Origin of the sequence: Paenibacillus sp. J53TS2 (genome assembly GCF_018403305.1) — a bacterium.
Lineage (GTDB): Bacteria > Bacillota > Bacilli > Paenibacillales > Paenibacillaceae > Fontibacillus > Fontibacillus rhizolycopersici.
Window position 1 is genome coordinate 408,310 of record NZ_BOSK01000002.1, and the last position, 26,002, is coordinate 434,311.

Annotated in this window: 28 protein-coding genes; 15 read left to right on the forward strand and 13 right to left on the reverse strand. The window is 54.5% G+C overall.

From position 1 onward, the window contains the following. Positions 1 to 2: 2 nt before the first annotated feature. Positions 3 to 374 carry a winged helix-turn-helix transcriptional regulator gene (locus tag KJS42_RS06425; protein ID WP_155604753.1) on the reverse strand — a complete coding sequence of 124 codons (372 nt, stop codon included), beginning with the start codon at positions 372 to 374 and terminating at the stop codon, positions 3 to 5. A 192-nt stretch (positions 375 to 566) separates the two neighbouring features. On the opposite strand from KJS42_RS06425, the gene KJS42_RS06430 reads away from it, so the two are divergent. Together KJS42_RS06430 and KJS42_RS06435 are read left to right on the forward strand one after the other, a co-directional pair. Further along, positions 567 to 1,790: an MFS transporter gene (locus tag KJS42_RS06430; protein WP_213622346.1), complete on the forward strand. Its 1,224-nt coding sequence runs from the start codon at positions 567 to 569 to the stop codon at positions 1,788 to 1,790. Then, positions 1,787 to 2,629 carry an aldo/keto reductase gene (locus tag KJS42_RS06435; protein ID WP_155604751.1) on the forward strand — a complete coding sequence of 281 codons (843 nt, stop codon included), beginning with the start codon at positions 1,787 to 1,789 and terminating at the stop codon, positions 2,627 to 2,629. Before KJS42_RS06430 ends, KJS42_RS06435 begins: the two co-directional genes overlap by 4 nt. A gap of 56 nt (positions 2,630 to 2,685) precedes the next feature. Here KJS42_RS06435 and KJS42_RS06440 read toward each other — a convergent pair whose 3' ends face one another. Further along, positions 2,686 to 3,192 carry a hypothetical protein gene (locus KJS42_RS06440; protein WP_213622347.1) on the reverse strand — a complete coding sequence of 169 codons (507 nt, stop codon included), beginning with the start codon at positions 3,190 to 3,192 and terminating at the stop codon, positions 2,686 to 2,688. 106 nt (positions 3,193 to 3,298) lie between these two features. Further along, positions 3,299 to 4,159, reverse strand: a complete 861-nt coding sequence (locus KJS42_RS06445) for a M23 family metallopeptidase (RefSeq protein WP_167521158.1) — start codon at positions 4,157 to 4,159, stop codon at positions 3,299 to 3,301. Positions 4,160 to 4,332: 173 nt separating this feature from the next. Between KJS42_RS06445 and KJS42_RS06450 the strand changes: the two genes are divergently transcribed. The 4 genes from KJS42_RS06450 to KJS42_RS06465 all read left to right on the forward strand — a co-directional run bounded on the left by KJS42_RS06450 (position 4,333) and on the right by KJS42_RS06465 (position 6,096). After that, positions 4,333 to 4,908 carry a DUF421 domain-containing protein gene (locus KJS42_RS06450; protein WP_244868399.1) on the forward strand — a complete coding sequence of 192 codons (576 nt, stop codon included), beginning with the start codon at positions 4,333 to 4,335 and terminating at the stop codon, positions 4,906 to 4,908. 96 nt (positions 4,909 to 5,004) lie between these two features. Further along, positions 5,005 to 5,484, forward strand: coding sequence for a DsrE/DsrF/DrsH-like family protein (locus KJS42_RS06455; RefSeq protein ID WP_155604748.1), 480 nt, complete (start codon positions 5,005 to 5,007; stop codon positions 5,482 to 5,484). Positions 5,485 to 5,620: 136 nt separating this feature from the next. After that, entirely contained in the window at positions 5,621 to 5,758 is a 138-nt protein-coding gene (locus KJS42_RS06460; RefSeq protein ID WP_213622348.1) for a hypothetical protein, read from the forward strand. A gap of 98 nt (positions 5,759 to 5,856) precedes the next feature. Continuing rightward, a complete protein-coding gene (locus KJS42_RS06465; protein WP_213622349.1) occupies positions 5,857 to 6,096 on the forward strand; it encodes a hypothetical protein in 240 nt (79 codons plus the stop codon). A gap of 88 nt (positions 6,097 to 6,184) precedes the next feature. Here KJS42_RS06465 and aguB read toward each other — a convergent pair whose 3' ends face one another. After that, positions 6,185 to 7,063 (reverse strand): N-carbamoylputrescine amidase, encoded by an 879-nt coding sequence (gene aguB / locus KJS42_RS06470; protein ID WP_213622350.1) that lies wholly within the window; start codon positions 7,061 to 7,063, stop codon positions 6,185 to 6,187. Between the two features lie 30 nt (positions 7,064 to 7,093). Continuing rightward, on the reverse strand, positions 7,094 to 8,137 hold the full coding sequence (locus KJS42_RS06475; RefSeq protein ID WP_213622351.1) for an agmatine deiminase family protein: 1,044 nt from the start codon (positions 8,135 to 8,137) through the stop codon (positions 7,094 to 7,096). A 480-nt stretch (positions 8,138 to 8,617) separates the two neighbouring features. Between KJS42_RS06475 and KJS42_RS06480 the strand changes: the two genes are divergently transcribed. Next, a complete protein-coding gene (locus KJS42_RS06480) occupies positions 8,618 to 9,667 on the forward strand; it encodes a bifunctional transcriptional activator/DNA repair enzyme AdaA (RefSeq protein WP_155604742.1) in 1,050 nt (349 codons plus the stop codon). A 46-nt stretch (positions 9,668 to 9,713) separates the two neighbouring features. On the opposite strand, the gene pcp is transcribed toward KJS42_RS06480, so the two are convergent. Then, positions 9,714 to 10,322 carry a pyroglutamyl-peptidase I gene (gene pcp, locus KJS42_RS06485; RefSeq protein ID WP_155604741.1) on the reverse strand — a complete coding sequence of 203 codons (609 nt, stop codon included), beginning with the start codon at positions 10,320 to 10,322 and terminating at the stop codon, positions 9,714 to 9,716. Between the two features lie 311 nt (positions 10,323 to 10,633). On the opposite strand from pcp, the gene serS reads away from it, so the two are divergent. From serS to KJS42_RS06520, 7 genes are all read left to right on the forward strand, one after another. After that, positions 10,634 to 11,926: a serine--tRNA ligase gene (gene serS / locus KJS42_RS06490; protein ID WP_193416946.1), complete on the forward strand. Its 1,293-nt coding sequence runs from the start codon at positions 10,634 to 10,636 to the stop codon at positions 11,924 to 11,926. Between the two features lie 77 nt (positions 11,927 to 12,003). Then, positions 12,004 to 13,116, forward strand: coding sequence for a C40 family peptidase (locus KJS42_RS06495; protein ID WP_193416945.1), 1,113 nt, complete (start codon positions 12,004 to 12,006; stop codon positions 13,114 to 13,116). A 157-nt stretch (positions 13,117 to 13,273) separates the two neighbouring features. Next, the gene (locus KJS42_RS06500) at positions 13,274 to 13,930 is read left to right on the forward strand and encodes a guanylate kinase (protein WP_213622352.1); all 657 of its coding nucleotides are present in this window, start codon (positions 13,274 to 13,276) and stop codon (positions 13,928 to 13,930) included. A 494-nt stretch (positions 13,931 to 14,424) separates the two neighbouring features. Next, on the forward strand, positions 14,425 to 14,808 hold the full coding sequence (locus KJS42_RS06505; protein ID WP_155604737.1) for a GntR family transcriptional regulator: 384 nt from the start codon (positions 14,425 to 14,427) through the stop codon (positions 14,806 to 14,808). Next, a complete protein-coding gene (locus KJS42_RS06510; protein ID WP_213622353.1) occupies positions 14,798 to 15,694 on the forward strand; it encodes an ATP-binding cassette domain-containing protein in 897 nt (298 codons plus the stop codon). The genes KJS42_RS06505 and KJS42_RS06510 overlap by 11 nt, the downstream gene beginning before the upstream one ends. Beyond that, positions 15,672 to 16,382 (forward strand): hypothetical protein, encoded by a 711-nt coding sequence (locus tag KJS42_RS06515; RefSeq protein ID WP_213622354.1) that lies wholly within the window; start codon positions 15,672 to 15,674, stop codon positions 16,380 to 16,382. The genes KJS42_RS06510 and KJS42_RS06515 overlap by 23 nt, the downstream gene beginning before the upstream one ends. 87 nt (positions 16,383 to 16,469) lie before the next feature. Continuing rightward, positions 16,470 to 17,855 carry a glycosyltransferase family 2 protein gene (locus KJS42_RS06520; protein WP_155604734.1) on the forward strand — a complete coding sequence of 462 codons (1,386 nt, stop codon included), beginning with the start codon at positions 16,470 to 16,472 and terminating at the stop codon, positions 17,853 to 17,855. Positions 17,856 to 17,926: 71 nt separating this feature from the next. Here the strand turns inward: KJS42_RS06520 and KJS42_RS06525 are convergent, their stop codons facing one another. Beyond that, the gene (locus KJS42_RS06525) at positions 17,927 to 18,640 is read right to left on the reverse strand and encodes an ArsR/SmtB family transcription factor (RefSeq protein WP_244868400.1); all 714 of its coding nucleotides are present in this window, start codon (positions 18,638 to 18,640) and stop codon (positions 17,927 to 17,929) included. Positions 18,641 to 18,747: 107 nt separating this feature from the next. Here KJS42_RS06525 and KJS42_RS06530 point away from each other — a divergent pair, with 107 nt between their 5' ends. Next, a complete protein-coding gene (locus tag KJS42_RS06530) occupies positions 18,748 to 19,380 on the forward strand; it encodes a flavin reductase family protein (RefSeq protein ID WP_213622355.1) in 633 nt (210 codons plus the stop codon). Positions 19,381 to 19,393: 13 nt separating this feature from the next. Here the strand turns inward: KJS42_RS06530 and KJS42_RS06535 are convergent, their stop codons facing one another. The 6 genes from KJS42_RS06535 to KJS42_RS06560 all read right to left on the reverse strand — a co-directional run bounded on the left by KJS42_RS06535 (position 19,394) and on the right by KJS42_RS06560 (position 25,638). Next, positions 19,394 to 20,419 (reverse strand): hypothetical protein, encoded by a 1,026-nt coding sequence (locus KJS42_RS06535; protein ID WP_213622356.1) that lies wholly within the window; start codon positions 20,417 to 20,419, stop codon positions 19,394 to 19,396. A gap of 95 nt (positions 20,420 to 20,514) precedes the next feature. Then, the gene (locus KJS42_RS06540) at positions 20,515 to 21,576 is read right to left on the reverse strand and encodes an LLM class flavin-dependent oxidoreductase (RefSeq protein ID WP_213622357.1); all 1,062 of its coding nucleotides are present in this window, start codon (positions 21,574 to 21,576) and stop codon (positions 20,515 to 20,517) included. 142 nt (positions 21,577 to 21,718) lie between these two features. Further along, a complete protein-coding gene (locus tag KJS42_RS06545; RefSeq protein ID WP_213622358.1) occupies positions 21,719 to 22,726 on the reverse strand; it encodes a hypothetical protein in 1,008 nt (335 codons plus the stop codon). A 32-nt stretch (positions 22,727 to 22,758) separates the two neighbouring features. Then, positions 22,759 to 23,388 (reverse strand): DUF2997 domain-containing protein, encoded by a 630-nt coding sequence (locus KJS42_RS06550; RefSeq protein WP_213622359.1) that lies wholly within the window; start codon positions 23,386 to 23,388, stop codon positions 22,759 to 22,761. Positions 23,389 to 23,402: 14 nt separating this feature from the next. Continuing rightward, positions 23,403 to 25,046 carry an AAA family ATPase gene (locus KJS42_RS06555; RefSeq protein ID WP_244868401.1) on the reverse strand — a complete coding sequence of 548 codons (1,644 nt, stop codon included), beginning with the start codon at positions 25,044 to 25,046 and terminating at the stop codon, positions 23,403 to 23,405. Further along, entirely contained in the window at positions 25,030 to 25,638 is a 609-nt protein-coding gene (locus tag KJS42_RS06560) for a 4Fe-4S single cluster domain-containing protein (RefSeq protein WP_213622360.1), read from the reverse strand. The genes KJS42_RS06555 and KJS42_RS06560 overlap by 17 nt, the downstream gene beginning before the upstream one ends. Between the last annotated feature and the right edge of the window lie 364 nt (positions 25,639 to 26,002).

Consider the following 26,002-nt stretch of genomic DNA (forward strand, 5'->3'; position numbering starts at 1 on the left):
CTTCACGATTTCAAATGTTCGTTTAAGACGTTCTCATCCAGAACATCATAGCTGCCATATACCTTGCAGATATGTTGCTCTCCCCAAGCGCAGAGCGCATCCAGAATCCCGCGTAAGCTCTCTCCATATTCGCTTAGCTCATATTCCACCCGGGGCGGGACCTCCTGGTAGATCATCCGGCGAATAACCCCGTCTGCCTCCAGCTCGCGCAGCTGCTGGGTTAACATTTTCTGCGTGATGTCGGGCATCAGTCGTTTCAATTCACTGGTCCGTTTCCGTCCGTGCGTCAGGTGGCACAGGATTACACACTTCCACTTCCCACCGATCACCTCCAGCGTCGCTTCTACGGAAATATTGTATTTCTTCTCTTTCATCGTCTTTGCTCCTTTTCATAGGCACAAAAATGTGCCTACCCTACTTTTTGGTGCCTATATCACTTGAAAGTGCGTACTTCTCAAAATAAACCCTATCTCCCATAATAGCATTTGTCGCTCGCTTCTGCAGAAATCTCGCAGACGCCAGCCGCTCTTAATCCACATCATCACTGGGAGGTTAAAGACAGGTTTATGGATAAAAAACGAAGTACCCTCGCGCTGCTTGCCTTGGCGATTAGCGCCTTTGCGATCGGGACTACCGAATTTATTAGCGTGGGGCTGCTACCCTTGATCGCCGAGGATCTGCACATCTCCACAACCACGGCAGGGTTGACCGTTTCCTTATATGCCTTGGGCGTCACCTTCGGGGCGCCGGTTCTCACATCACTAACGGCACGGTTGTCACGCAAAACGCTGCTGCTAGGGATCATGGTCGTGTTCATGATCGGCAATGCCCTGGCAGCTACAGCGACCGGCATCGGCATGTTACTCGTTGCCCGGGTCGTCTCCGCCTTCTCGCACGGCGTGTTCATGTCGATCGGATCTACGATCGCCGCCGATCTGGTACCCGAGCACCGCCGAGCCAGTGCGATCTCGATCATGTTCACCGGCTTGACCGTCGCGACGGTCACCGGGGTGCCGCTGGGTACCTTTATTGGACAACAACTCGGCTGGCGCGCCGCGTTTATCGTCATTGTCACCGTGGGGCTGGTTGGCTTCATCGCCAATAGTCTGCTGATACCATCCGGCTTGCGGAAAGGGGGACGAACCGCGTTCCGCGATCAAGTCAAGCTGGTGACGAACGGCCGATTGTTGCTGTTGTTCTCCATTACGGCTTTGGGTTATGGCGGCACCTTTGTCGTCTACACCTACCTGTCGCCGATTCTGCTGGAGATTACCGGATTTAAGGAAAGCGCCGTTGCGGTCATTTTACTCGGTTACGGTGTCGCCATCGCCATCGGTAACATGGTTGGCGGCAAGCTGTCGAATCGCCAGCCGGTCCGAGCCTTGTTCTATATGTTTATGGTCCAGGCGCTCGTCCTGCTCGCCTTACTGTTTACGGCACCGTTTAAGGCCGCTGGCTTGGTCACCATTTTCCTCATGGGACTGCTCGCCTTTATGAACGTACCGGGGTTGCAGGTGTATGTCGTCATGTTAGCGGAGCGGTTCGTCCCGTCCGCCGTCGATGTTGCCTCTGCGATCAACATCGCGGCTTTCAACGCCGGAATTGCCCTTGGGTCTTACCTGGGCGGGGTCATCGCCGATTCGATCGGCCTCATCCACACCTCGTGGATCGGCGCGCTAATGGTCGCGGCTGCCGTGCTTCTCACCGGCTGGAGCCGCGTTCTGGAACAGAAAGATCGGCAAGAAAAGCACGCCCATCCTAAACTTCAACAGGAGGTTCAACTATTATGATCACCCATTTACAAGATACCACTACGCTGCACAATGGAGTGAAGATGCCTTGGCTGGGTCTTGGCGTATTCCAGGTCGAGGAGGGACCCGAACTCGTAAACGCGGTCAAATCCGCCATTGCCCACGGTTATCGCAGTATTGATACGGCAGCGATCTACGGGAATGAAACGGGGGTTGGACAAGGCATCCGCGAAGGCTTGCAGCAAACCGGTATCCCGCGTGAAGCCTTGTTTGTCACCTCGAAGGTATGGAATGCCGACCTCGGATACGAAGAGACGCTGGCCGCTTATGAAACGAGCCTGCGCAAACTTGGTTTGGATTATCTCGATCTGTATCTGATCCACTGGCCAGTGGCTGGTAAATACAAAGAAGCCTGGCGGGCGCTGGAGACGCTCTACCAAGCCGGTAAGGTCAAGGCGATCGGCGTCAGCAACTTCCAGGTTCATCATCTGAAGGACTTAATGGCGGACGCAGAGACGATACCGATGATCAACCAGGTCGAATATCATCCGCGTCTGACGCAGCAAGAAGTGCAAGCCTTTTGCCGCGAGCACGGCATTCAAATGGAGGCCTGGTCCCCGCTGATGCAAGGGCAATTGCTGGACCATCCTTTACTGGTTGAGCTTGCCCGCCATTATGGGAAATCGGTGGCGCAAATCATCCTCCGTTGGGATTTGCAGAACGGTGTGGTCACCATTCCGAAATCGACCAAGCCGCACCGCATTGCCGAGAACGCGAGCGTATTCGATTTTGAGTTGATGGCCGAGGATATGGCGCGGATCAGCGCCTTGAACCAGAACCTTCGGATCGGGCCGGACCCCGACCATTTCGATTTCTAAGCATACCAAAAAGAGCAGATGCCGGGGATCCTTAAGATCCTTCGGGTCTGCTCTTGTCAGCTGTAGGGGCCGATTTCGATGCGGTGATGTTCCGTCTCGTACGTGAGGTCCTTGTATACGCCATCTTCTTTGACCGAAAATTCAGCGACCGCATAAATTTCATACGTGCCGATCCGATCGATTCGAGTTTCGAAAAACTCGTTGATATCCGTTTCGCCCCCCATGCTGCGAGCTACCGCACGGTCCACCTCGGTGATCGTGTTCACCCGGTTCCCCGCACTGTCTACAATCAGGTAATGAAACACCCGTGGCTTGCTCTGCAGTTCAAACCGTTGTTTTGACAGATTGTGCAGGCTAGCGATCAGCGTAAACTTCGCGTCTAAACCGGCGCGCTTCGGAACCGATAGCTCTACAGTGAAGGGGCCGTCCGCATGCTCGGAGGTCGCCTTGGTTTCAGCCGGTCTTAGTCGGGTCAGCGCCTGGTCGACCGGATCAAACGTGCTGCATCCGGCAAGCAAGAGCAGCCCTAAAGCCGCCGCCAATCCTAAGACGGATTTCTTCATAAACGATCACCTCAAACTAAAAAACATGTCTCGCCGGTTTGGTTGTAAACGGCGTAAAGAAAGGGTACCTCAAAGGCACCCCGGGAATCAAGGGCCTTCGGCCCTGCTAGGAACGATTCGCTTCCCACCAGCTTAGGTACGGATAGGCGTTGAGGGCTTTCCACGGCGACGTCTGGTAGATGCCAAAATGCAGATGCGGCAGGAATAGACCGGATGTCCCCTCCGGGCCGTAGCCCGTGCTGCCAACGTAACCGATCAACTGACCTTTCGTTAATTTGCTGCCTGTTCCAATCCCCTTCGCATAACGCGACAGATGCGCATAATAAAATGCGGTAGAACCGTCGACCCGCACGGTCAACCGCCAGCCGCCAAGCTCGCTCCAGCCGTAGTTCATGACTTCTCCGGCCATCGCGCTGTAGACGGGGGTCCCTTCATCAGCGAAAATGTCGATCCCCTCGTGCGTGCGCTGAGCAGTACCATCTTCAGCCCATGCCCGTCCATCGCCATAACTGTTCGTCATCGGGGTATACGTCCCCTTGGCGAGCGGGAAGAAGCCATTTTCGAACCGGTCTGGCTTGGATACGGTATTGGATAATTTCGCTTCCGCCGGGAGATTGATTTGCAATCCGGCCCAGATATTATGGGGATTCGATAATTGCGGGTTTGCTGAAATCAGCGAATTCAACGAAACCTTAAATTTTAAGCTGATCAACCAAAGTGTTTCTCCATTTTGCACTGTATAAGCCGTTGGTCCAGGGACCTGCAGCACTTGACCCGGATAAATCCAATCGTTGGTTAACTGATTCATCGATTTTAACTGTGTTGTGCTGATTTGGTACGCCGTTGCGATTTTCCACAGGGAGTCCCCTGATTTCACCGTGTAAGGCGCTGCGCTGGATATGCTGCTAAATAACAAGGTGCCGGCGATTGCCCCAGCGATGCCCAGTGTCCACTTCTTGTTACTCATGATGTCAACCCCTAGCAGATGTAATAGTTGGACTCCTTCCATCGTACAGGAAATCAGGAGGACAGATAAGCGGTGGATTTTGGAAGTGGCTCAAGAGTAAAAAGGGGATTGCATAAAAAGCCGAGGAATGTGCAAGTTACGAAAAACAAGAAAAAAATGGAGGATTTGATCCCTTGGAATACGACTGGATTTGGAAATCAGCCATCGTCGCGTTGTCCGGCTTGGTGCTCTTACGGATCGCCGGAAGAAAATCCATCTCTCAAATGACAGCCGCCACAACGGTCATTATGATCTCGATCGGAACGATGATTGTGCAGCCGATCGCCAATCGGGAAATCGGTAAAGCGGTTGGTTCCGCCGCCGTGTTTGTCCTATTTCTCTTTCTTATGGAGTACCTACAGATCCGATGGGACGGACTTGAACGCTTGATTAGCGGACGGGCGGTTCCGATCATTGAGAACGGCCAACTCCTCGTGAGCAATTTACGCAAAACCCGAATAACCGTGGATCAATTGGAGGTAAGGTTGCGTCAGTTAGGCGTTGCCAACATCGGTGACGTGAAGAATGCAACTATGGAAGTCAACGGACAGATTGGTTATGAACTGATGGAGCACGCCAGACCTGTTACGTTGGGGGACCTGGAGCGTATTCTCGGACTCCAGCCGGGAATGTCCCTGAACACCTCCGTGTTATTCCAAGAGGTGCGGCAAAATCACCACCCCACCCCGGTGGACCCCAAATTGCAGTAAATTTTGAGCGATTTATGAACCAAGGATAGACGGCCTCCCCTGAACCATACTAATACCAGCTTTATCCAAACAATAAATAATGGAGGCTTGGTTGCGATGGCGCAAAGAAGAATGAACCTGCTCATGTTCAGCGGGGATTACGATAAGGCGATGGCCGGACTGATTCTGGCGAATAGTGCGCGGGATATCGACGTAGAGGTGACGATGTTTTTTGCCTTCTGGGGCCTGTTTCTCGTGCGCGATCCGGAGAAAATGACGCTGGAGGACAAGACGCTGTACGAAAAGCTGATGACCTGGATGACCCCCAAAGGGCCGGAGGAGCTGCCCCTCTCCAAAATGAATTACAGCGGGCTGGGCAAATGGATGCTGAACGAGATGATCGAAGACCAGGAAGCCCCCCGGCTGATCCATTTCTTGAAAGGAGCCCGTAAGAAGAACATCAAGTTCTACGGCTGCAAGCTGTCGGTCGACATCATGGGCTTCAAGCCGGAGGAGTTCCTCCCAGAGCTGGAGATCATCGATGCGCAAACGTACCTGCGCGATGCACTGGAATCGGACATACAGCTGTTTATTTGAATGCGAGGCTGTCTTCTGCGAGCCGCCCGTCCCCTTTGTGGACGTTTTCCGAACTCTCTCCCTTTCCCCTAACGCCCCTAGGCGAATGCACATACCCTAAAGCGTGATTACAGTTACCTATAGGGGGAGACTCGGCTTGCTGGAGACAGAGGAATTGGAATTTGAGGTTTACCGGGAAAATACGATCGGCTACCGGCACCCGTTTGTGACGCCGTACGGGATTCAACCGCTGCGGTATGCCGATTGGGCAGCCAGCGGCCAGCGAGGGCCGTAACGCCGTTCCCCTTCCGCAGCGACATTACTCCCGGCGCGCGTCCGGTCGCCATTGACGGCAGCCGCGAACTGATCCAGAACGGGCGCCATCAGGAGGCGGTGTTCTGGATCACCGCCACATTTGCGCGCTGCCATAAGATTCTAGCAGCTGACGCCCCGGAGCTCGGGGAGCAGCTCGCCCCGGATTTCCTTGCCTTGCTGTCCGATCTTGGCGTCTCATCGACTGCGGCATTGCTTCGCCGGGCGGACGAGGTACATCGCTATCTGCCCCGTCTGATGGGGATCGCGCAAGCCATCATGGATGTCAACCCGGACATCACTCAATCCGGCTCGCCTTGACCGGCCGGCTTCGCCTCATCGGCAAAAGCCCCCAATCACAAAATACGGTGGAATTGGGGGCTTCACGATCTGGCGTTACTTATGCGGTTTAGTCGATGCGAAGCTCGCCGTCGTAAGAGGTGATGATCTTGTAGAGATCCGGCCGACGATCGCGGAAAATCCCCCATTCGATCCGCTGGATCTCCAACAGGTCGAGGTCAAATTCCGCCACCAGCACGGTCTCCTCCGCACGGTCGGCTTCCGCGACTTTGTTGCCTTGCGGCCCGGCGATGAAGGACGAGCCGTAGAAGGTGATGCTCGACTCTTCGTCGATTTCCGTGCCGACGCGATTCGAAGCGATCACCGGCATCAGGTTGGAAGCGGCATGCCCCAGCATACACATTTGCCAGTGATCCTTGGAGTCGATCGAGCCGTCCTGCGGTTCGGAGCCGATCGCCGTCGGATAGAACAGCAGCTCGGCGCCCATCAGCGCCATGCAGCGGGCAGCCTCCGGATACCACTGATCCCAACAGACGCCGACGCCAATCTTCGCGTAACGCGTCTTCCACACTTTAAACCCGGTATCCCCCGGATTAAAATAAAACTTCTCCTCATACCCCGGTCCGTCCGGGATATGGCTCTTGCGGTAACGTCCGAGGACCTCACCGTCGGCGTCGATCACGGCCAGCGAGTTGTAACGGGCGTTGTTCTTTTTCTCATAGAAGCTGATCGGCAGAACCACTTCCAGCTCCTTGGCCACATTACGGAAATGCTGGATCGCTGCGTTCTCCTCCATCTCCGTCGCATAGACGTAGTAGTCGGACTTTTCTTTTTGGCAGAAATAAGGGGTTTCGAACAGCTCCTGCAGCAATATAATCTGTGCCCCTTGCGCCGCCGCTTGTCGAACCAGTTGATCGGCTTTGGCGATGTTCTCTTCTCTATTGGACGAGCAGCTCATTTGCGTTGCTGCCACTTTGACGTTTCTCATGTCGTTGATCGAACCCCTTTCGCTAAAAGTTTATGGGCGTCTTGCGGCCATTTGCTGCGTCGTGCAATGCACGTTGCCGCCTTCGCGGATGATGGCCATGCCATCGACGGTACGGATCTTGCGATCCGGGAACGCCTCGCTTAGCACCTTCACGGCCTGGCGGTCGGTTTCCGCCGCAGCCCCGCCAAAGACCGGCAAAATAATGCCGCCGTTGACGAAATAAAAGTTCAAATAACTCAGCGTCAGACGGCTGGCTTCGTAGAACGCCTGTGGCGGCTGCGGGATCGGAAGGATCTCCAGCTTGCGGCCTTGGGCGTCCGTTGCTTCGCTAAGGATCGCGATATTTTCCTGCGTAATGGCATAGTTCTCGTCGCTGGGATCGTCGCATACTTGCAGGATGACCTTGCCCGGTGCGGCGAAGCAAGCCACGTTGTCGATATGTCCGTCCGTTTCGTCCCCGCTCAGACCGCGTTTCAGCCAGATGATTTGGTCGACGTTCGTAAAGCTCTTGACCGCCGCCTCGATCTCTTCCCGGCTCATGTGCGGGTTGCGGTTCTTGTTCAGCAGGCACTCCTCGGTAGTCAGTAGCGTACCTTCTCCATCCGCATGGATGGAGCCGCCCTCGAGCACCAATGGCGCGTCGAATTGTTTCACTTTGAGGGCTTCAAGGATTTGCGGCGCGACCGCATCGTCCAGATCCCACGGCGAATATTTGCCGCCCCAGGCGTTAAAGCCCCAGTTAACCCCGGCCAGCTCCCCTTCTGGATTGACGAGGAACGTCGGGCCGTTGTCGCGCAGCCAAGCGTCGTTATGCTCAATCGGCAGATAAGAGATGCGACCCGTGTTTGGATCCTGCTCAAAGCGGGCCTTCACCTTTTGTAAATCGTCCGGATTCACGACCACCGTGATCGGTTCAAATTCAGCGATCGCCGTAATGAATTCGGCATACCCGTCGCACACTTCGGCGTACCGGTCGGGATAAACCATCGACTCCTGTACCGGCCAGGAGATAAAGGTGCGTTCATGTGCCGCCCATTCGGCTGGCATTTTATAGTTGAAGTCTTTAGGATACATCGTTTCCTCCACGCTCAAAAATATGATTTATTTATCGTTTCAAACTAGATTTCGGGGCAGCCTCCTAGTGATTCTCCATGTCATGGATGCCCTTAGGCTGTTCCCACTGCTCTAACGCGGATGAGAAACGCTATTTGAAGGATTTCCTCGTTGTACCGTTTCTAACGACGCTGTGGATCACTATTTCCATTAAACCACCTGATTCCGGCTCAAAAAATAAGATTTAAGCACGGTGAGCAGCGTTAAAATGCAAAATCGGCGATTTGAGCCGACTTAAGCGCTGTGGTAAGCGTTAGACCTGCGGATGGCCCCCAAATACTAGCGCGTTCACCCAATTTACCATGATATCATATAACAAATCTCCCTTGCCCACAATGGAAGTCTTGACCGGAAAATCAATGCCTGATTATCGGCGGCACCGCCTTGCTGCAAACGATATAATGGGGACACAAAGTTGAAGACGAGGAGGACCCTCCCTTAATGATTCTCGCCGAACGGAAGGAAGAGTATTATCAAGCTTTATTGGAGAAAAAAACGGAGTATGAAGGGGTATTTTACGTTGGCGTCAAAACCACCGGCGTCTTCTGCCGACCAACCTGCCCGGCACGAAAACCGAAATTCGAAAACTGCGAATTTTACGAAACAGCCAAAGAAGCGCTGCTCGCCTCGTTCCGGCCGTGCCAACGCTGTCGCCCGTTATCCCACCCGAGCCGCGTGTCCGATTTGGTCCGGCAGTTGGTAGAAGCCGTCGAGGCTCATCCGGAGAAGCGCTGGAAGGACGAAGACTTCCGGCAGCTGTCCGTCGATGCATCCACGGCGCGCCGCCAGTTCAAGAAGCGCTTTGGCATGACCTTCGTGGAATACGCCCGCGCCCGCCGGATGGGTCTGGCGCTCGGTAACATCCGTTCGGGCCGACCGGTCATCGACGCCCAGCTCGCTATGGGGTATGAGTCGAGCAGCGGATTCCGGGATGCCTTCTCCCGGATTATGGGGGCTGCACCAACCCGGTTGGAAGAGAGCCGAGTGCTAAGGGCGGCGTGGCTCGACACCCCGCTCGGGCCGATGATCGCGATCGCCGATGAGGAAGCGTTGTACCTGCTGGAGTTCGTGGACCGCCGCGGTCTGGAGCGCGAAGTCGAGCGGCTCCGCAAGCGGACAAAATCCGCGGTGATCCCGGGATTCACCGGCCCGATCCGCTCGATCGAGCGGGAACTCGCCCTGTACTTCGAAGGGCGGTTGACCGAGTTCGTTACCCCACTGCGCCTGCTGGGCACGCCGTTTCAGCAGCAGGTATGGGCCCGGCTGCGGCAAATCCCCCCAGGGGAGACGCGCTCGTATGCCGAGCTGGCCGCCGAAGTTGGCCGTCCGTCGGCCTTTCGCGCTGTCGCCCAGGCCAATGGGGCCAATCAACTGGCCCTTGTTATCCCTTGCCACCGCGTCATCAACGCGAATGGCGACCTTGGAGGCTACGGCGGCGGATTGTCCCGCAAAAGCTGGCTGCTGAAGCATGAAGGGGGTGCGTTCGCTTAGCGGCTCTGCCCTATGAGAGAAATGTTGTAATTAGTACAACATTTTGTTACTCCCCCATCACCCTGATCGCCAACTCCAGGCCGGCAACCAGCTGCTCCAACGCCATACTCGGGGCGCCGGGATGTCGCTCCGCCTGCTCCGGGAGGTAGGGGATATGGATGAACCCACCCCGGATGGGCTTGCCGCTGACGGCGAGATGATGCATCAACCCGTAAAACAAGTGGTTGCATACGAAGGTACCGGCTGATAGCGATAGCGACGCGGGAATCCCCTCGACCTGCAGCCGGTCGGCCATGCGTCTGACCGGCAGCGTGGTCCAATACGCTGCCGGGCCTTCCGGCACGACAGGAACATCCACCGGCCGGTTCCCCGCATTGTCATCGATGGCGGCATCGCTTAGGTTGACGGCGATCCGCTCAAACGAAATCCCCCTTCGTCCGCCGGCTTGCCCTAACGCGATCACCACCTCCGGCTCCGTTTCCTCGATACCGGCCAGCAGGCGCTCCATCGATTGGCCAAACACCGTCGGTAGTTCCAAGCCTATAACCTCATAGGAACCGATCACACGTCCCTGCAGCCGGTGCACCGCTTCAACTGCCGGATTGATCGATTCACCGCCAAAGGGTTCAAACCCGGTGAGCAGCAATTTTCTCATTTTCCTGTCCCCTCCCACTTGAATATTCTACGTCATATACGTTATACTGCTTTACAAATCATATCTCGGAATCATGCCTATGAAGAGCATCCAACTCGGAGGCGTTTTCGTCAAGGGGAACCCGCGCGCCAAACGCGCAATCATCTCCTCCTAAGCTAACCGGGTCCGCCCGTTACCGCGGAACTAAAGGGGATCAACCCGGCCCGGCCGGTTTGATCAATTTGGGTGGCACCGCGAGCATACAGCGCTCCTCGTCCCAATCGGACGAAGGGCGCTTTTTGTATTCTCATCGAAAAAGGAGCGGATCACCCATGTTAGACGGTAAATGGATTCGGGAGCATCAAGAACAAGTTCAACAGGTGGCGGAGGACAAAGGGATCGAGTTATCGGTCCCGGAGCTATTGCATTGGGACGACCAACGCCGGGCCCTTCTGCAGGAAGTGGAACGGATACGGCAGGAGCGTAACCGGCTTACCCCTCAGATTGAGGTACAGATCCGGGAGCAAGGGCCGGACGCCGCCGCCGCTTTGAAAGAAGAGGTGAAACAGCTGAACCGGCGGCTGAGCGGACTGGAGAAGGAGCTTGAGGAGGCGGGGCGCGAGTATCGGCGACTGATGCTGCTTGTTCCGAGCCCGGTCTCGCCGGATACGCCCAAGGGCCTGTCGGACCTCGACAATGTCGTGGTGAAGCAGATCGGAGAACCGCCCGCGTTTGAATTTACGCCGCGAGATCACGTCGCCCTCGGTGAACAGCATCGGATGATCGACATTCCCCGCGGGGTCAAAACGGCTGGCGCCCGCAACTACTACCTGAGCGGCACAGGGGTTCTGCTGCACCGGGCGGTACAGCAGCTGGCCGTGGATCTGCTTGCGGCGAAAGGATTCACCCTGCTGGAGGTTCCCTTAATGGTACGCTCGGAGGCGCTCGTGAACACCGGATTCTTCCCGCTGGGCGTGGATCAGACGTACCGGATGGCCGAGGACGATCGCTGGCTGGTCGGAACCGCCGAGGTTCCGCTCGTGTCGTATTACGACCATGAGATCGTTGATGTCACCCATCCCATCAAGCTGGCCGCGGCCTCGCTTTGTTTCCGCAGCGAAGTTGGCTCGGCCGGACGGGATGTTCATGGCTTGTATCGCGTGCATCAGTTCTCGAAGGTCGAGCAAGTGGTGCTGTGCGAAAACAACCCGGAGCTGTCGGAACAGCTCTTTCAGGAAATCACCCAAAACGCCGAGGAACTGCTTCAACTGTTAGAGCTGCCATACAGGGTAATGGCGGTGTGCACCGGAGACATGTCGCAAAAAACGTATAAACAATACGACATCGAAACGTGGATGCCGAGCCGTGGGGCCTACGGGGAGACCCATTCGTCGTCGCAACTGCTCGACTTCCAAGCCCGCCGTTCGAATATCCGGTACAAGGACCAAAACGGCAAGCTGCAATACTGCTACACGTTAAACAACACCATGGTCGCTTCGCCGCGCATCCTGATCCCGCTCTTGGAGAATCATCAAGAGGAAGACGGGAGCATCCGGATCCCTCATGCGCTGCGTAAGTATATGAACGGATTGGAACGGTTGACCTCGTTGAATCCAGAGGGGTAGGAAACATTTTCCACACAACAAATCTGCTTGGATTTCGTCCAATAGTATAAATCCATCCAGAAAATAGGTGATTTAGAATGACGAAACCATTCAACAATAAAACACTCGGACTGACCTGGCTGTTGGCAGCCTCCCTCGTATTGTCCGCCCAAGCGGGAACGGCCGGTGCGGAGCCCGTGGGAGATCCGGCCTTGGGAGCCTCGGGGGCGGTGGCTGCGGCCCCGTTGATCCAAACCGCCTCTAAGGGCGGCATCACGATTGAGCTCGACGGGCGGCCGCTGCAAACGGAGACGCTCCCCTTGCTGGTGAACGGCAGCGTCCTGCTCCCTATCCGTGACGTGTTTGAAGCGCTGGGCGCCAAGCTGGCCTGGGACGATACCAGCAAGACCGTCACGGCCACCCGAGGCCAAATGACGCTCGTTTACCGCATTGGCGACCCCACGGCTCAGTTGAACGGCCAGCTCCTCACGCTGCCGGTACCCGGGCAGATCGCGGACGGTTATTCGCTGGTTCCTCTACGGTTCGTAAGCGAAGCGCTCGGCAGCGATGTCGTCTGGGACGGCGATCACCACACGGTGCGAATCACTTCGGCGTTTACATACGAAACCACCATCGCTTGGGGCGTCAATCTGCGCAGTGCGCCGGATGCCGGGAGCGAAACGGTCGGTGAGGAGCTGCTGCCCACCGGCAGCAAGCTACATGTCGTTCGCGAAGCCGGTGCGCTCTGGCTGGAGGTGCGAACCCCGGACGGACGCTCCGGTTATGTATCGGCCAAGCCGAAATACACCGACTATCGGAGCGACACCCTTGCGGACAAGCAGGCGGACGAGCTGATCGCTTACGGCAAAACGTTTGAAGGTACGCCTTACGAATTCGGAGCATCTCCCAACCAAACGAAAACGTTCGACTGCTCCTCTTTTGTGAATCGGGTGTACGAGGAGATTCTTTCGATCGAGCTTCCGCGCGTTTCGTATGATCAAGCCAAGGAAGGTACGGAAGTCAGCCTGGATCAGTTGCGCAAGGGAGACCTGTTGTTCTTCAGCGCGCGGGGTCTGGATATCGGCCACGTCGGCATCTATATTGGCGACAATCAGATTCTGCACACCTATTCCAAAGAGCAAGGAGTCCATATCGAGGCGTTTGATGGCCAGTGGAAAAAGCGGTTCGTGACCGCACGCCGGGTGTTTTGAGGTAGCTGCTTAGATCAATGGTGGAGCGAATCGGGATCATTCAATTTTTTCCTCTTTTTGCCGACATAGGAAGTATAGACATGGCGAAGGAGGTGAATCCGTGCGGTTCTGCCGGCGAGGATAGGAATCGAACCCGGATAACGCGCATGGAGACGCGATGTGGAAATGGCTGAAAGGCTCGAAAACAACCCAAGGCCTTGCCCGCAACGAGGCTGAAGCATCTTCTGACAAGCCCAATGACGCGGGCCTGGAGGAGGAGCGCACTCCGCAGCCCAAAGTGATCGTCATTACCGGCACGAGCGGTTCGGGCCGCAAAAGTATCGCCAAGCAGCTCAGCACCGACCTGGGCCTTCCTTATGTCCTTCCTTATACCACGCGAGCGAAACGCCCAGGGGAGAAGGACGGTGAGCACTACCGTTTTATCTCCGATGCGGATTTTCAAACGATGCTCGGCAGGCAGGCGTTTACCCAAAGCGTCCGCCTGGAGCGCGGCAGCTACGGAATCACGGAGCATGAACTAATCGAAGCGCTGGAACAACATGGTGCGGCGGTCGTCGTCGTGAATCATGATGGCTTGCAGGCGTTCCGGAAACGGTTTGGGTCGCAGGCGATCCGGATTTTCCTCTATGTGACAAAGGAGGACATTCGGCTGCGCGAGGAACGGGAGGGGGCCCCGCCCGAGGTGATCGAAGAGTATTTACGGAACTACTCCGAGCAGGTCGTTTACAAGAAAGAGTCCGACTATTTGCTGCAAAATATCGATCCCGCCGCAACGCTGGAGAAGATTAAGGGTTTTTTGCAGGAGAAAAAATAAATGGAAACGGGTTGTCCCGGTCGTTACTGGCTGGGGCGACCCGTTTTTTTGTGCTTGAGGTGCTTGGAGTGCTTGCGGTTCTTGCTGTACGGATACTGTGCCAGCGCTAACGCTGACCAGGAACTCTAATGTGGCAAATTCGGCGCTGTGGAAATTCTCCACCAAGACCCACTCCCATGCGCTAACGCTGACCAGGATCGCTAATGTGGCAAATTCGGCGCTCTAGAATTTCTAACGACGCTGAGCAACGCTATTTCGGGGAAACCCCCCGATTTCAACCCCAAAAATGGCAAATAAACTCTGTGATCCGCGTTAGATCCGCAAAGCGGCGATTTTAGCGGATATTAGCTGTGTGGCAAGCGTTAGGTGCTAAGCCGTCGTTCCTCGCTCCAGGCGAAAAGTAGGTTGACGAGATGAAATTTTATTTATATAGTTATATATAAGACTATATAACCATATAACTAACAACAAAGGGATACGGAGGTGATTTCCCGTTGAGTCCGTCTTTTGACGACAAGAAGCCGATTTTTCTGCAGATCAAAGAGCTCATTGAAGACCAGATCGTGAACGACCAACTGAAGGAGCATGAGCAAATTCCGTCGACGACGCAGCTCGTACAATTTTACAAAATCAATCACCTGACGATCGCCAAAGGCATCAATCTGTTGGTGGACGCCGGTATTTTGTACAAGAAGAGGGGGGTTGGCATGTTTGTGGCCGAAAATGCAAAGGAAATGCTGCTTACGGAACGTAAAGATCGATTTCTCGATGAATATGTCCTTCCCATGATGCGGGAAGCTGCGAAGCTGGGCATTGCCGAAGGGGAAATGAATCTGCTGATCACTAAAGCAAAGGAAGGGATTAAACATGAGCCTTGACGTTACGCTTGAGCAGGTGAGTGTCCATTTTGGCAGCCACCCCGCTCTGATCGATATTACTTTAGAGCTGGAGGCCGGGAAAATTTATGGGCTGCTAGGCCGCAACGGCGCGGGCAAAACCACCCTGCTCTCCCTCCTGGCTTCCTATATGGAGCCAACGGCAGGACGGGTGCGGATTGGCGGCCATCCCCCGTTTGAGCATGCCGAGACGATGGCCCAGGTCAGCTTCGTTTATGAGACCAATTACAGTGAAGAAAGCGAAAAAGTGAACGGCATGCTGAAGGTTGCCGAGCGATACCGCCCTTATTTTGACCGGGCGTATGCCGAAGAACTGGTCCGGTTGTTCGGTTTACCGACGGATGTATCGATGAAGAAGCTCTCCAGCGGGATGCAGTCGGCGCTGAATGCCGTGATCGGGCTGGCAAGCCGAACACCGGTGACGATCTTCGATGAGGTGTATCGCGGAATGGATGCGCCAACCCGAGAGATTTTCTATAAGCAGCTGCTAGAGGATCATGCCAACCACCCGCGGACGATCATCCTATCCACCCACCTCGTTTCGGAAATGGATTATTTGTTCGAGGACGTGGTGATTTTGCACAAAGGACGGATGCTGCTGAAGGAGCCCATTGACCAGTTGTTGGAACGGGGTGCATCTATCACCGGAGCAGTTGCCGATGTCGACGAGTTCGTGCGCGGCATGAAGGTGCTAAATGTCCAACAGCTTGGCAGCACGAAGGCAGCGATGGTCTACGGGGAGATTGACGAGGCTCGGCGCAGAGCCGCTGCGAACAAAGGTCTCGACATCGGACCGGTTCCGCTACAGGATTTGTTCATCCATTTAACCGGGGAGGGGGGTTCCCATGAAGTCCAATCCGAGCTTTAAGAACCAGCCGATCAATAACACAAGCCGCGCGCTTCGAGTTGCTGCGGATATGTCCTGGCTCCAGCTGACCTGGGCCGCCTGGTTTATCTGCTTCGTCACCCTGGCGTATGCGCTAATTGAAGTGAATGCGCAAAACTTTATCACGTTCGCTTTTCAACCGTCCAAGGTGTTTATGCTCGTCATCGGAATTATTTCGGTGTCCGGCTTCCTCAGCTTCTACGCCAGATTTGGGGTTACGCGAAAAGCCTATTTCTGCGGGTCCTCACTGGCTGCTGCTATGGTGGCCTTGGTGTTGATGGGGGGTGTAGGCGTCCTCGGCAGCTTGCAGCATTGGCTGATTCCTGCACCCGAGAAGGTATCCTTCCTGGGGGAGAATGCTTCCTGGTTGCTTACCGTAATCGTCTACATCTTGAACGCCCTCGTTTATTATTTGGCGGGTTATGTGATCGGTGCCGGCTTTTACCGGTTCGGCAAGCTGGGGGGCATGTTGTATATCGTTCTGGCCCTGATTCTTCTGTTTGCTTCCGAGGCCATGTGGGATTTGGAGCTCAAGGACCTCCTTAACCGCGTCGTCTATATAGGCCATTTGCCGGTTTGGGGTTCGTTGCTGGGTACGTTGTTGCTAGCAGGTCTTGCGCTGGGAATCCTATGGGCCACGATAAAAAGGGTGCGCATCAAAATAAAGTAACCGGGCGTGGTTCTTTGTCCCTTTCGCCGCCGCTGGGGATTCGTATAATGGGTACGAAATCATGATGCCCGAGGTGATCCCTGTCCAATGAAATATAGTGTCATCATCCCCAGCTATAATAAGGCGTTGTCTTTGATGCTGACGTTAACGGCATTTGAAATCCAGACCTATTCGCTTGATCAATTTGAAGTGGTGGTGGTCGACGACGGCTCCACAGATGACACCCTGGAGCGTCTAAGCCGGTACCGCCCCCCTTACCAGCTCGTTCCCGTCACCCTGGAGGAAACGGCCGGGAGGTCGGCGGCTCGGAACCGCGGGGTTGAGGCCGCTTCCGGCGACTACCTGATTTTTTGTGATCCCGATTACCTGGTCACTCCCGACTTCGTGAAGACGCACGACACCTATCATCAACTGCACCGAAACGCTGTCGTCTCCGGCGTTCCGATCTTGTTCATCAAGGCGTATCCCCACCTGTACCCTGATTTCTCTGGGGAGGAGAAGGTCGCTGCCTCTGAGGTTCTGCAAGCTTCCGGGCTGTGGAACAACGACTATTGGCAAGCACCGGATCTGATCGAGATCGTTACCCGCGAGGATATTCTCGGCCAAACCGGCCAACTGGAAAAAGTCGTCGCCCCTTGGGAACCGATTAAGGGGAATTATCGCGAATTCCCAACCACCGATGTGGCGCCTTGGCTCATGGCGGTCACGCGCAACCTCTCTTTGTCCAAACGACTATTTGAAGAGGTCGGCGGTTTTAATGAGAACTTCCAGAAGCATGGCCTTGAAGATTGGGAACTGGGCTACCGGCTGCACCTTCGCGGTTGCACCTTCGTTAGCATTGAGGAAGTGGTCGGTTATCATCAGGAGCACCCGTCCTTTCATCGGAGTGAGGATTCCCAAGGAGAGAACCTGCGGATCATCTACCAGAACCATGGCTACGCCGATCCGGAAATCAGCTTGTTCGCCATCCTGCCCCCTTCCGAGGGGATGGAAGGGTATAAAAATACGCTGCGTATCCTCAAATCGTGGCGCAGCAGCAAGAACGCTTCGGAGCGTGCTGCCGCGCGACAAGTTCGGCGTACGTTAGCTCACGGCGCCCGGCTCTTTCATCTGCAGCCGGATGCTCCCGAATACGGAGCTTTGAAGAACGGGCTGAAGCCGGCGCTGATGGCGGCTACCCAGATCTATACCCAGCCGGATGCTCCGCATAAACAGGAGCAAATCAAGGCAATCTTAACGCAAGCCTGCCAGAGTCTATGGCCTGACTCGGTGAAACCAACCTCGTCCCGCCGGCGTCGCAAACGTTCGATCCGCAAAGGGGCGCTGCGCAAGAAAGGGGCACGAACTTGGGTTCGCAGTTCCATTGGTAAAGCGGCCGCTCATGCCCGCAGCAAGGCCAAGCGGCGGAGCGCCCGATCGCTTCACGTCACGCTGCGCGGACGAAGAAGACAACGGCGACGCAGCCGGTTATAGCAGAATGGCAAAAAACCATCTCTTGCAAGTGAGAGATGGTTTTTCGTATGCCTGAACTTTGAATTCGGAAGTTAGCCGACTCCTTCCTCAACGTCCATGTCCAAAGCCAAGCTTTCCCTTAACCCTACTCGCCCTTTCGCGGTCAACTTGACGGCCCGGCTATGCGGATTTCGCTCTACCCATCCCAGCTCCATCAGCCGCTCTAGCAGCGCATGGCCGAGCGCCCCGGCCAGATGATGGCGCCGTTCACTCCAATCCAGGCATTTTGGGGAAAAAGAGCGGCGTTTGCGCTTGGCTCCGTCGATGTCGACCCCGAACCGACCCAGAAACGCTTCCCCTTCCGTGGTAACATCAAACCCTCCGTCACCTTCGGCGAGGATTCCTCGGCCAACCAAGCATTGCGTCAGCCGGACGCCTAAACTCCCCGCCAAATGGTCATAGCAGGTTCGGGCATACCGCAGTGCCTGATCCTCCGTGGCCTGCCGCAACGACTTAATCGGTGCCGGCGGCGCGATGGACAACAGGGATTCCATCACCCGGGCGACCTCCGGGCCTGCGATTCCGTAGTAGCGGTGGCGACCTTGTTTCTCGACGGCAATGAGGCCGGCTTCCGTCAGCTTGGTCAGATGAAAGCTGGCTGTTTGCGGCTGGATTCCGGCCGCTTGAGCCAACTCCCCGGCGGCATGGTACCTTCCGTCCAGCATGGCCGTTAACATCGCCGACCGACTAGGGTCGCTGACAAGCGAGGCGATGACCGCCGCTGACGTATGCATCGGTGTTTTCATAACGATTCACTCCCCCTTTTTGAGGATGTCATCCATATTTCGATCCCCATGGTATTGTTGCCATTATACAATGAGCGGGAAACACATAAAACCGGGAGGTCATTCCGATGCAAACTTCGAAAGCGGCAAGTCCGTCAGCCGACGACACACATCTGATTCAGCCAAAAATTTTGTATTACGGTACGCCCGTCGTCCTGCTCACGACTCTTAATGAAGACGGAAGCACGAATATTAGCCCGATCTCTTCTTCTTGGGCGCTCGGCAACCATATTGTTCTTGGCATCGGGCTGGGCGGAAAAGCCGCCGAAAACGTACAGCGCTGCCGAGAGTGCGTGATCAATCTACCCGATCCCTCCCTGTGGGAGCAAGTCGAGCGGCTAGCCCCCACAACCGGAAAAAACCCCGTGCCAATTGAAAAAGCAGCACAGGGTTTTACGTATCAAAGCGATAAATTTGCGGCCAGCGGGTTGGCATCGATCCCTTCCCAGCAGGTGCGGCCCGCCCGCATCCGCGAGTGCCCGCTGCAAATCGAAGCGGTCGTGAAGGACTTCCGAGCGCCAGCCTATGCCCCCTTCTTCGCGATCGTCGAAACCCGGGCCGTGGCCGTCCACGCCCGTCGTGACCTCGTCATCGGCGAACATCATATCGACCCTCGCCTGTGGAGCCCGCTCATTTATAACTTCCGCCACTACTTCGGCCTCGGCGAACCGTTAGGGAAGACGTTTCGGGCGGAGGTGTGAGGGGGGGCTGCCCTTAGAAATCAAGCCAACGTCTTGGACCCTCGAGTGGCTTTGTGTTGGAATCCTTGCTCGGTGCCTCCCCTTCCACCTCTATAGGCTGCTGTGGGCGTGGGGGATCCGCTATCTCTGGCTCAACGGGTTCGCCCGACTGGGTGGAGGCAGGTAAATCAAGGGACGGATCCAACGGTTGTTCCCTTGGAGGCGAATCAAGGGGCGATACATCTTCCGTATGAGGTTCATAGAGTTCGACAGGATTAGGCCGCTCAAATAACGGAGGGTGATCGAGCAAATCCACTAAAGTGGAGAGGAAAACCTCCGGGGAGTCCTCGTTGCTGCGCCCTTTTAGTGCAAATCGAATTACAGCATGGTTCGTCATCTTAATTGCCACAACTTTACCTATAAAAAGCACATTGATCTCGGCAATTCCAGCAATTTCTCGAAGCGGCAACTCGTAACGCTCAGCCATTCTCCCCGAAACAAGCCTGGCTATAATCAAACGATCGGCGGTCAACGCCATAACATTAGATTGTTCTGGTAGCTCAGTCCAATATGAAAAATCCTTGTAAAGTGCCGTTATGTGCTCTTGGGTTGGGATGATTCTCAAATCGTACAATCGATACAGACTTGCTTCGTCGACTTCGAGGTGAGCCTTCATTCTCCGCTTTTTGATCGTGTAGTTGGACATGCCCATAATCATCATAATAACGGCAACCAAGAAGCTCCCTACCCCGATCCACAGAAAAAAGAACGCAAATACGCTCAGCCATTGCCCCGCCGTCAGGAAACCCCTCTGCTGATCTAGGCTCATACGATAAAACCATAAGCTTTGGTCGGGCTTGTATAAGCGGATCTTTCCAGTGATGAATTTACGTAAACGGATCAACCTAACGACCGTCCAAACCAATAATATCGTGAATATCAAATCCACTTCCACAAAGCCGATTTTCACGGCATAGTAGGTTAAAATGAAGCCTACCGGAATCAGGATCCAGCTTAACATCCACCGTAATTGGAGTTTTCTTAGCGCTTCACGGTCCACGAAAATAGCCCCTTCAAGGTATTTAACCTGAGATTTAATCAGTGCCCAGTGATTTACCCTACTAAGTTCTCCATGGGCTAGTTTTTTCCTTCTTTTTACTGAAGATCCCCGCCCCCGGCTTCCCAACGGGCGATTTCCTCCCGTACTCGAGGCGCCACTTCAGTGCCGAGGAGTTCAATCGACCGCATGACATCCTCATGCGGCATCGTCCCGAGCGGGCAATGCAGCATGAAGCGGGTGATGCCGACATTTTTGCGAAGGTAAATGATCTTGTTCGCCACCGTCTCCGGGTCACCAACGTACAGCGCACCTTCCAGGCTGCGGGCGGCATCGTAGCTGGCCCGGCCGTAGTGGCCCCAGCCGCGTTCCCGTCCGATCACGTTCATGGCCGCCTGTGTCGAGGGGAAGAACTTCTCCACCGCCACGTCATTGCGGTCGCCAACGAAGCCATGCGAATGGGAGGCGACCGTCAACTTCGAGACGTCATGCCCTGCCTGGGCGGCAGCCTGCTTGTAGATCTTCACGAGCGGCGCAAATTGAGTCGGCCGGCCGCCAATGATCGCCAGCACCAGCGGCAAACCGAGCACACCGGCACGAATGACGGATTCCGTGTTGCCGCCGCTGCCGATCCATACCGGCAATGGGTTCTGCACAGGGCGCGGATAGACGCCCAGATTATGGATTGCTGGACGGTGGTTGCCCTGCCAGGTTACTTTTTCCGACTCACGCAGCTTTAGCAGCAGATCCAGCTTCTCCTCGAACAGCTCCTCATAATCATTCAAATCGTACCCGAACAGCGGGAAGGACTCGATAAAAGAACCCCGACCGGCCATAATCTCCGCGCGCCCATTCGATAGGCCATCCAGCGTCGCGAAGTCCTGGAACACCCGAACCGGATCATCGGAAGACAGCACGGTAACGGCACTGGTTAGCCGGATACGCGACGTCTGCGGCGCAGCTGCGGCCAACACCAACGTCGGCGAAGAAGCGGCATAATCCTTGCGGTGATGCTCCCCTACACCAAACACATCGAGCCCGACCTTGTCGGCTAGGACGATCTCCTCTACTACCTCACGCAGCCGCTGCGCATGACTGATCAATTCGCCAGTAACGACATCCGGTGTCGTTTCCACGAACGTGCTGATTCCGATTTCCATGGTTTGTTCCTCCGCTTCATCTAGTTAACTATATTTTTGTATTTTACTATACTTTTGTTATATGGGCAAAAGAAAAGCGCCCAGACATCATAAACTGTGCGCTTCGCTAGACACCTATTCCTAAAGAATGAGAATCGAGTTGTTAAAAGTCCAATTTGCGCCGGTTCCTGGACTCCTCATAAGGGGCCGAGCCAGCCGAACGACCGGGGAAATCCACTGCCGCTTGTCCCGCGGGAGCCTCGTTCCATTCGAACAAATCCAACTGACGAATGACTGGATGTGCTACCCCATCCGCAAAACTAGGGTATGAAAGGGGGGAGCGTTGATGAAGTGGCGGAGATATCGGCGTTGGCTTGTTGCCTGTCCCCAGTATGGCATGATCCAGTGTATTTAAAAATTCATACATGAATTGCTCCGGTGAATCCTGCACGGTGTTCCCAAGCAACGACAGGCGAATGCTTGAATCGTTGGATAAGCGGATCGTCAATATGAGACCTTGGCCATAGCGCCCATTCGAAATGACATACACACCTGCAATCTCACGTAGCGGTACATCGTACCGATCTCCAATTTCTGGCGTGATCATTCGAACAATTACAAGACGATCTTCCGTCAGGGCGAGGATCTTCGCATTCGGATGCACTTTCGTCCAAGTTTCAAAGTCCTTATAAAGTCCGGTCACGAACTCCTCCGCTTTCACGATACCGAGCTCCAGCAATTCATACAAAGTAACGTCATCCACCGACGTATGCAGCTTAATTCGCTTCTTTGTCTTGAACTGAATATACAAAATGCCGCCAATTAGTGTTGATGTTCCGTATACAGACGATCCTAAATCAAGGATCCAAAAAACCACAGCCAGGAAAAAAAACACCCATTGGCTGACCGTCAAGTAAGTCTTTTTATGCTGCGGGGAAAGACGATAATACCAAAAGCCTCTTCCCCTCCGGTATAAGGGGATGTTTCCTTTTAATTGCTTACCGTACATGATAGTCGGCCATATACAAATCAGAACAAATGCTCCGCACATGAGACCCAACCAAACCTCTCCCATGGCCAGCAACAAAAGCATGAGAAAAGTACAAAGTAGATTTCCGAACCACAATATTGCATACTTACTTTTCAATTGCTTTAGCGCTTCTTTTTCCACGTTCTCACGCCCTTTAGCCTCTCAAATTTCTTCTACCGAGTTAACCTTAATACCTTCAATTCCCGATCCTCCACGTTTGCTTGATAAGCCGGAGTCCATGTCCGTTCGACAGGCGTATTAGAGCTGGAGAGCAGACGTTCGAGCGAAGCGGTAGCATCTGTGCAGGAACGCCCCATAACCCCTTGAACGGTTTCTTCGATGACCCCGTCTGGGCTTTTTGTGACCGTGACTGATTTATTCCCCGTGCCGAATTTCAGGACGAACGAGACGCCTTCTTCGGTTCTTTTCTCCCGAACTTCTGCGAATAACCCGGATTCCCGATATTTCTTCGCGGTCTCTTCCACCGCGCAGCGCAGGTAAGCAGTCTCCACTTCAGACAAAAGCCGCTCTTCTACTATCGCGCGTTCTTCGCCGAATAAGGCATCCGTTTCAAACATCGGCTGGAGGCCTTGATCCGTCTCCTCGAAGGCTAAATTCAGGCCGTACTTGCTTCCGGTCAGGAGCTTTCCGAGCGATTCTCCCCCAATACCCAAACCCTTTAACAGGCTTGATCCGTACATCTCCCATGCGACGTTCTCCGGTTCCATCTCCAAGTCCCGCATGGCCTTAAACAATAGGCGTTTATCCTGAAAAACCATAGGATACGTCGTGCAATGGCTCATATGCTTCCTCCGTTCTAAAAGTCGATATTACGTCCGCCCGTGACTTCCCCGGATCCCGTGGTACCCAGCGCCGCCGTCGCAGAAGGCTGTACCTGCTCCGGTGAGAGACTAGCTCGCACCGCATTCTCTGCGGCCCAAGAACGCATATAACCGATGTCTTCCTTGCGGACCCGACTCAACGGCACGGAATGCTGAATCGCCCGCTCGATGTCCGCCGAAGTGACATCGCTATCCGGATGATTTTCTGAATTTTTCACGAAGAAAGCCTCCAACAACGCCTGATTAACGCAAGCTTCGATCTCCGAACCGGTTAAGCGGACACCGTCACCAAAGGTCTGCTCACCAGACAGTTGCACCATCTTGGCTATATCGTACTGATCCGGATTACGTCCAATTCGCTTAATGTGGATGCGGAATATTTCTGCACGCTCCTGTTCGTTCGGCAAATCAACGAAGAAAATCTCGTCGAACCGGCCTTTCCGCAGTAACTCCGGCGGCAGGCTGGCGATATTGTTTGCCGTAGCAAACACAAATACCGGGCTTTTCTTCTCCTGCATCCAAGTCAAAATCGTGCCGAATACCCGCGACGTCGTTCCCCCGTCGGTCTGATTGCTGCTGGCTTGACCGGACAACGCCTTCTCAATCTCATCGATCCAGAGAATAGACGGGGAAACTGCTTCACACATCGATAAAGCCATACGAATATTTGCTTCGGAGGTACCGACGTACATGCCGAATACACGACCGAGATCTAGACGGAGCAGTGGCATTTTCCATGAAGCGGCTACGCATTTTGCGCTAAGGCTCTTTCCGCAACCCGGCACCCCGACGAGCAGAACACCTTTGGGCCAACCGATGCCGAACTGTTCCGCTTCCGGCGTGTAAGCCTGCTTACGGATTTCCAGCCATTTTTTCATATTATCCAATCCGCCGATATCGGAGGTCTCCAGATTCTCTGTTTCTACGTATTCCAAAATACCCGCCTTACGGATGTTCTGCTTCTTCTCCTCCAAAATAAAGTCGATGTCCTCCATGGAAATCCGCTTATGCTTCACCAGCGACTTCGCAAGGCAATTTTCGATTTCCGTCTTGGACAAACCGATTGCCGCTCTGCCTAGGGCATCTAATGTAGGTTCAGAGCAATCGATGGTAAGGTCAGTGCGATCGGAATATTGCCGAGCAAATTGCGAAATGATCGCTTTTACCTCATCCAAACCAGGGTACGGCATATCGATAATCGTAACTTCCTTTTGTAACTCGGCGGGGATATCGATGAGCGGCCCTACAATAATGGAGTTGGACGGCATGCGTTCCCGGATCTCCTGTGACAGCTCCTTGAAGCGGCGGATGTATACCGGTGAACTGTTCAGGGTGGATTGGAGGTCAAGCCATACGAACAAAGAAGGATCATTAGCCAACTGCTCGACACGTGCAATCGCCGTCATGAGGTCCACTGTCTCCGGATCGACTGCCGTATCGTTCTCTGTAATCAGTCCGCGAGTGCAGGACCATAACATCAAACGCTTATTTAATTTGCGAGCCATGGCTTTGAGGATGTCCACAGCCCGTTCTTCTTCCAACGTATTAATCAGAATAATGCCATAACGCGCACGAATCAGTACTTCTAGCTCCTGTGTGAATTCATCCCTTGTCATCATCTTGGAACCCTACTTTCATTAGTTTCGAAAATAATTCCCGCTCCATCAGGCCTGGATATCCGGACAACCGAAGCTGCCCGCTGGACTGTAGCGATACTTCCAGGCGCTTTTCCGGTGTCAGTTCCTCCGGATAGATTCGGTCTGTGACCAGAATCAGCTGCTTGCCGCTCCAAATCCCGGATGAACGATCCCCCTCCACGTAAGGACCGGCCAGCACCGCATCCGTCAGCAGGATCGTTTGTCGAGCCTCTGGCGAAGCAAATATCCGCTTAGGCGAAAGACCACTAAAAATAAGCACCGTTCCGGGATTCACCTTTCGGAAAGCTTCGATTAACGCAGCAACGGCCTCCGGTTGCTCTAACGGCTCTCCACCTGATACGGTTAGGCCATCAACCGCAAGGTGTCCCAACGATTTGCCCAGTTCCTCAGGGTCGCTTCCCCCATCCGAATCGGAATGAGCGGCATGCGTCTCGGGATTAAAGCATCCAGGGCAACCGATACTGCAGCCCTGTACCCATACGACCGCACGAGTACCCGGACCGTTAACCAGACTGGCACGGCTTACTTCGTGAACGAATATTTTAGCGGTCACAGCATTTATTCCTTTCTCATCGAGTTGGCGAATTCATCATGGTGTTGACACATGTCATGGTAGGACTAAGGTATGTTGGAGTTATCAGGCTGTAGAAGAGTGCGCAAAACGTGAAGGTGATTTCTGAGGTGTGTGACACTTAAATAATAATTAGTTTCTGGGAGTTCCTACTCCCGGCCTAGTAGCTTTACCAGTTATTCTCCATAATCCAACAATTTTCCTGCTATATAGGACTAATTGGCCCGAAATGTTGCATATTGTGCAACATTCCGGGCTACTTGGCGGGCCGGGGGAGTGAAATGTTGCATAAAGTGAAACATTTACCAGCGGTACGGCCCGGGGCGGGCTTAAATGTTGCAGCTTT

Bases quoted from the DNA above. Each gene is read 5' to 3' on its own strand.
- KJS42_RS06425 (WP_155604753.1), bottom strand. From the start codon at position 374: ATGAAAGAGAAGAAATACAATATTTCCGTAGAAGCGACGCTGGAGGTG.
- KJS42_RS06430 (WP_213622346.1), top strand. From the start codon at position 567: ATGGATAAAAAACGAAGTACCCTCGCGCTGCTTGCCTTGGCGATTAGC.
- KJS42_RS06435 (WP_155604751.1), top strand. From the start codon at position 1,787: ATGATCACCCATTTACAAGATACCACTACGCTGCACAATGGAGTGAAG.
- KJS42_RS06440 (WP_213622347.1), bottom strand. From the start codon at position 3,192: ATGAAGAAATCCGTCTTAGGATTGGCGGCGGCTTTAGGGCTGCTCTTG.
- KJS42_RS06445 (WP_167521158.1), bottom strand. From the start codon at position 4,159: ATGAGTAACAAGAAGTGGACACTGGGCATCGCTGGGGCAATCGCCGGC.
- KJS42_RS06455 (WP_155604748.1), top strand. From the start codon at position 5,005: ATGGCGCAAAGAAGAATGAACCTGCTCATGTTCAGCGGGGATTACGAT.
- aguB (WP_213622350.1), bottom strand. From the start codon at position 7,063: ATGAGAAACGTCAAAGTGGCAGCAACGCAAATGAGCTGCTCGTCCAAT.
- KJS42_RS06475 (WP_213622351.1), bottom strand. From the start codon at position 8,137: ATGTATCCTAAAGACTTCAACTATAAAATGCCAGCCGAATGGGCGGCA.
- KJS42_RS06480 (WP_155604742.1), top strand. From the start codon at position 8,618: ATGATTCTCGCCGAACGGAAGGAAGAGTATTATCAAGCTTTATTGGAG.
- pcp (WP_155604741.1), bottom strand. From the start codon at position 10,322: ATGAGAAAATTGCTGCTCACCGGGTTTGAACCCTTTGGCGGTGAATCG.
- serS (WP_193416946.1), top strand. From the start codon at position 10,634: ATGTTAGACGGTAAATGGATTCGGGAGCATCAAGAACAAGTTCAACAG.
- KJS42_RS06495 (WP_193416945.1), top strand. From the start codon at position 12,004: ATGACGAAACCATTCAACAATAAAACACTCGGACTGACCTGGCTGTTG.
- KJS42_RS06500 (WP_213622352.1), top strand. From the start codon at position 13,274: ATGTGGAAATGGCTGAAAGGCTCGAAAACAACCCAAGGCCTTGCCCGC.
- KJS42_RS06510 (WP_213622353.1), top strand. From the start codon at position 14,798: ATGAGCCTTGACGTTACGCTTGAGCAGGTGAGTGTCCATTTTGGCAGC.
- KJS42_RS06515 (WP_213622354.1), top strand. From the start codon at position 15,672: ATGAAGTCCAATCCGAGCTTTAAGAACCAGCCGATCAATAACACAAGC.
- KJS42_RS06520 (WP_155604734.1), top strand. From the start codon at position 16,470: ATGAAATATAGTGTCATCATCCCCAGCTATAATAAGGCGTTGTCTTTG.
- KJS42_RS06525 (WP_244868400.1), bottom strand. From the start codon at position 18,640: ATGAAAACACCGATGCATACGTCAGCGGCGGTCATCGCCTCGCTTGTC.
- KJS42_RS06530 (WP_213622355.1), top strand. From the start codon at position 18,748: ATGCAAACTTCGAAAGCGGCAAGTCCGTCAGCCGACGACACACATCTG.
- KJS42_RS06540 (WP_213622357.1), bottom strand. From the start codon at position 21,576: ATGGAAATCGGAATCAGCACGTTCGTGGAAACGACACCGGATGTCGTT.
- KJS42_RS06550 (WP_213622359.1), bottom strand. From the start codon at position 23,388: ATGAGCCATTGCACGACGTATCCTATGGTTTTTCAGGATAAACGCCTA.
- KJS42_RS06555 (WP_244868401.1), bottom strand. From the start codon at position 25,046: ATGATGACAAGGGATGAATTCACACAGGAGCTAGAAGTACTGATTCGT.